At 26.5% G+C, this 2,771-nt stretch carries 6 protein-coding genes; all 6 read left to right on the forward strand.

Annotated features, from left to right (window positions below):
• Positions 1-343: sigma factor-like helix-turn-helix DNA-binding protein (locus Q1J76_RS09775; RefSeq protein ID WP_300369888.1), on the forward strand; the 343-nt coding region annotated here is incomplete at its 5' end.
• A gap of 169 nt (positions 344-512) precedes the next feature.
• Complete coding sequence (locus Q1J76_RS09780) at positions 513-737, forward strand: hypothetical protein (RefSeq protein ID WP_300369889.1); 225 nt, start codon at positions 513-515, stop codon at positions 735-737.
• A 3-nt stretch (positions 738-740) separates the two neighbouring features.
• On the forward strand, positions 741-1,337 hold the full coding sequence (locus tag Q1J76_RS09785) for a glycoside hydrolase family 19 protein (RefSeq protein WP_300369890.1): 597 nt from the start codon (positions 741-743) through the stop codon (positions 1,335-1,337).
• A gap of 12 nt (positions 1,338-1,349) precedes the next feature.
• On the forward strand, positions 1,350-1,805 hold the full coding sequence (locus Q1J76_RS09790) for a hypothetical protein (RefSeq protein WP_300369891.1): 456 nt from the start codon (positions 1,350-1,352) through the stop codon (positions 1,803-1,805).
• 24 nt (positions 1,806-1,829) lie between these two features.
• Entirely contained in the window at positions 1,830-2,408 is a 579-nt protein-coding gene (locus Q1J76_RS09795) for a hypothetical protein (protein WP_300369892.1), read from the forward strand.
• A gap of 57 nt (positions 2,409-2,465) precedes the next feature.
• Positions 2,466-2,771, forward strand: a 306-nt coding sequence (locus tag Q1J76_RS09800) for a hypothetical protein (protein ID WP_300369893.1), incomplete at its 3' end; no start/stop codon positions are given.

The raw sequence follows: 2,771 nt of genomic DNA on the forward strand, positions 1-2,771 counted from the left end.
ATGCAGACAATTATGCAAAGATATGTTATTGAAGCTAAAAAATAAAAAAAGCAATAATAATATATATTCTGACAGCACATTCAGTACATTTGAAACGGATTTATCTAATATTATATATACTTTCGGACTTTCAGATATTGAAAATAGAGATACTAAAAGAATTATTATTGCGGTATTAAAACCAGAACATAAAAAAATATTATCCTTGCTTTCAAAAGGATATACTCAAAAAGAAATAGCTAAAGAGCTGAATCTCTCTCAAAGTAATATATCTCAAAAATTAAACACAGTAAAAAAAGAAATTAAAGAATCTTTAACTGATATAATGCCATACATCCTATAATTTTTGAATTATCCTTATATTTTTTTATATAAGTGTATGAATATAAATATAAGGATAAAACATGTCAAAAAACAGTATAACAGAATTAAATAAAAAAGAAAGCTAATTAATTGAAAAATACATAAAACTAAAAAATGAAGAGAAAAAGAATAAAGAAAATATTGAGGCTATGAAAGATGATGTTCTTAAAATATTAAAAGAACATGAAGGTAAAATTGTGCATAATGGATATAACATTTCAATGCATGAGAATACATCGTATCAATACAGTGAAGCTGTAGTAAATATAGAAACAGAAATTAAAGTATTAAAGCAAAGAGAAGTAACGCTTCAAATAGCAAAAGAGAAACAAACAACTGAATATATAAAACTTTATGAATTAAAAAAGGATTAATAAATGCTTAATGAAAATACATTAAATAAAATCGGTATAAATAAGAAATGGCTTGAACCATTAAATAATGCTTTTGATAAATATAATATTACAGATACAAAAGAAGCCGCTATGTTTTTAGCACAAACTACTCATGAAAGTAATGATTATAAAAGACTTGAAGAAAGTTTTATGTATACTCCTAAAAGGCTTTTTGATGTTTTCAAAAAAAGAGTTGGAAGTTTAGAGAATGCCAAAAAATTATGTCTTCAAGGAGCTGAGGCTATAGCTAATTTTGTTTACGGCGGACGCAAAGATTTGGGGAATGCTGAAGATGAAGGATATAAATACAGAGGAAGAGGAATTATTCAGCTTACTGGAAAAAATAATTATAAAAATTACGGCAAAAAAATAAATGCTGATTTAGTTAATAATCCAGACTTAGCAAAAGAAGAAAATAATGCTATAGAGATTGCATTGTTATTTTGGAGAGAAAAAGGCTGCGGACTTCTAGCCTCTCAAGGAGATGTGAAAGGCGTTACTAAACTTATTAACGGCGGATACAACGGACTTGAAGACAGAAAACAAAGATATGAAAATATCTTAAAAATACTGCAGTAATAAGGATAATAAATGGCTGCTAAAGAAAGTAAGACTTCTATGCTGGAGAAAAGATTAAACCGTCTTGAGCTTCAAGTCGGATATAATGAAGACGGTACAAAAAACGGAAACGGTATTATTCATAAAGTAGAAGAAGTAAAAGAAGAAATAAAAAACCTCAGAAATGATATAAAAAGCTATGACACATATTTAGATAATCTCTCTGAAGATTTTGTCAAAACAGATCTTCGTATAGAACAGATTGATAAAAAAATAGATGATTTTATAGAGAGCAGAAAAAGAATATATGAGAACTTAGAAAAACAAAAAAGAGAAATAGAAGTATCTGTAAAAGAAATTAAAGAAGAATTAAAAGGCAATATCACTATGGAAACATTGAAAAAGGTACAAAAAGCAGTAATTGGTATTGCAGGGCTTATAGGTGCAGTAACTACAATAATCGGTGCTTTGCTTTATTTTACTAAATAAAAAGAATAAAAGGAAATAGATTAAATGATAACAGCAGCTTCAGTTTTTACTTTTCTTAATAGTAAATTAGGAAAGTCTTTAATATTAATGAGTATTATTGCTTTCATAATTGCAGGTATTACTTTTTTTATTACTCATAAAGAAAGTAAGGTTAAGCAGAGAGAAAAGGAAATAGAGAAACAAAAAGAAGATATTAATAAACTTAATATAGAAAATCAAAAATTAAAAAATGAAATAGAGTTTATTAAAGAAAATGATAAGTTCAAAGATAGTTTTAGTAATTCTAGTGTGATGATAAATAATTTATCATCAGAGGATTTGACAAGGAAAGAATATGAAACATTTTATAATATTTCTAATAATTTTTATAAGTATTTCCGCTTTAACAATTTGCAGAAATCAAATAAAGTTAAAGAAACTGTATCTGCTGATTTTTACAGCTATGATATTAACTTCATGCTCTGCAAAAATAAAATATATCAAAACACCGCTTTCCTCACCGCCGAAAATCTTTATTATAAAACCAATCACAAACAGACAGGATTTAATGAGAAATTATCAGGAGAGTATCATAAAAATAGGAGAATGGCAGTTATGGTATAACATACAGGCACAAACTAATTATTATAAATACAGTAAATAAAATATAAGGAGTGTAAAATGAATATTCTTAAAAGAATATGGGACAAAATCAAAGAGTATAAAGCAAGCATTATATTATATTTTATAATGCTTATAGTCAGTGTAGGAACAGATATATTTATGGGAGGTTTTAATCCTCCTAAATATATAGCATATGCTTTTTTATTTGCAGTGCTGCTCATTGTAATGAAAGTGTATAAGCAGAAAATTAATAATGCTTTGGATCAGGCTATAGAAAATAATAAATTATACTTTTTAAAGAAATATAAAATCACTGTGATAATGTATTTAATGATGCTTGCAGTAAGTATCAGCTCTGATATA

This window comes from Brachyspira sp., from assembly GCF_029258575.1.
Classification (GTDB): domain Bacteria; phylum Spirochaetota; class Brachyspiria; order Brachyspirales; family Brachyspiraceae; genus Brachyspira.

Bases quoted from the DNA above. Each gene is read 5' to 3' on its own strand.
- Q1J76_RS09780 (WP_300369889.1), top strand. From the start codon at position 513: ATGAAAGATGATGTTCTTAAAATATTAAAAGAACATGAAGGTAAAATT.
- Q1J76_RS09795 (WP_300369892.1), top strand. From the start codon at position 1,830: ATGATAACAGCAGCTTCAGTTTTTACTTTTCTTAATAGTAAATTAGGA.
- Q1J76_RS09790 (WP_300369891.1), top strand. From the start codon at position 1,350: ATGGCTGCTAAAGAAAGTAAGACTTCTATGCTGGAGAAAAGATTAAAC.
- Q1J76_RS09785 (WP_300369890.1), top strand. From the start codon at position 741: ATGCTTAATGAAAATACATTAAATAAAATCGGTATAAATAAGAAATGG.